2 protein-coding genes and 1 pseudogene are annotated in these 1,099 nt (G+C 70.3%); all 3 read left to right on the top strand.

Features of this window, described 5'->3' with window-relative positions; all coding sequences use genetic code 11:
• Window positions 1-209 precede the first annotated feature (209 nt).
• A pseudogene (locus AOK11_RS45940) lies at window positions 210-362 on the top strand (single-stranded DNA-binding protein); the annotation flags it as partial.
• Between the two features lie 2 nt (window positions 363-364).
• The coding region (locus AOK11_RS46965) for a single-stranded DNA-binding protein (protein WP_420903046.1) at window positions 365-677 on the top strand (313 nt) is incomplete at its 5' end.
• A 20-nt stretch (window positions 678-697) separates the two neighbouring features.
• Complete coding sequence (locus AOK11_RS37400) at window positions 698-928, top strand: hypothetical protein (RefSeq protein ID WP_055598075.1); 231 nt, start codon at window positions 698-700, stop codon at window positions 926-928.
• Window positions 929-1,099 lie beyond the last annotated feature (171 nt).

Raw genomic sequence — 1,099 nt, 5'->3', positions numbered from 1 at the left:
CGGGCCGCCGCCGGCCGCCCCTGCACCATCCCCCGGCTCGGCATCCCGCTGAAGAACGCTCCGGCCCATGCTTCGAGACTCATCGCGGCGGGGCCTGTCGAACGAGAAGAAAGGGGGCCGGGCAGCGAGCCCGGAAACACCCCGAAGCGGCAGCGCTGTCGCCGGACAACCGACTTCCCCCGTCCGTTCGTGCGTTAGGAGTACCTCTCATGGTCGGCGAGACCGTCGTCACCGTCGTAGGCAACCTGACCGACGACCCCGAAATCCGCAACACCCCGTCCGGCGACGCAGTCACCCACTTCACCGTCGCCTCCACGCCCCGCACCTTCGACCGGCAGAGCAACGAGTGGAAGGACGGCGAGNNGGAACACGTCGCCCATTCCCTGGCGCGCGGCACCCGCGTCATCGTCCAGGGGCGGCTGCACCAGCGGACGTACGAGACCAGGGAAGGAGAGAAGCGGACCGTCATCGAGCTGGAAGCCTTGGAGATCGGCCCCTCCCTGCGCTACGCCGACGCGACGGTCAGCAAGATCCCGCGCGTGGGCGTGCCCGGCGGCACCCTCTTCGACACCGCCCCGTCCGCCCCGAACGACACGCCGGGAGCCCTCACACCGGGAGTCCCCGACCGGGACGACAGCGCCCTCCACAACGACAACAGCCCCACGTTCCCCTTCTGAACCGGTTGAAGCACTGCTGGGTGATCCTCATGAATGCCCTCCCACCAAGCGGTCAGGCACGGCTCGAGAGCTGGACCCCGGCAGCCGCCGTCGGCCTGACCTGCACCGACTGCCACCCCGAACGCCGGGACACCGCCTCCGAGGTCTGGCCGGACAACGGGAACGAGAAAGCCTGCCGCGAGGTCTACGACGACAGCGCGGACGAGCCGTTCACCGGCCTGGACTCCTCGAGCGCACCGGCAACGGCGTGACAGCGCTGCGGTAACCGGCCGGACTCCCGGGCCGGGAGACGGCCGAACGATTCACCTCTGGCCCGCGCCGGCGTCATGCGGCCGAGGCGAGACCGGACCTCTCGCTGTCTGCGCACACGGTTTCGAGTGCGGCAAGGGGCCACGACCTCGCGCCCGACCGGTCAGGAGGCC

It is taken from the genome of Streptomyces hirsutus (assembly GCF_001418415.1).
GTDB classification, from domain to species: Bacteria; Actinomycetota; Actinomycetes; order Streptomycetales; family Streptomycetaceae; genus Streptomyces; species Streptomyces hirsutus.
Note: the sequence above shows the minus strand (reverse complement) of the source record. Positions and strands in the feature narration are given on the sequence as shown.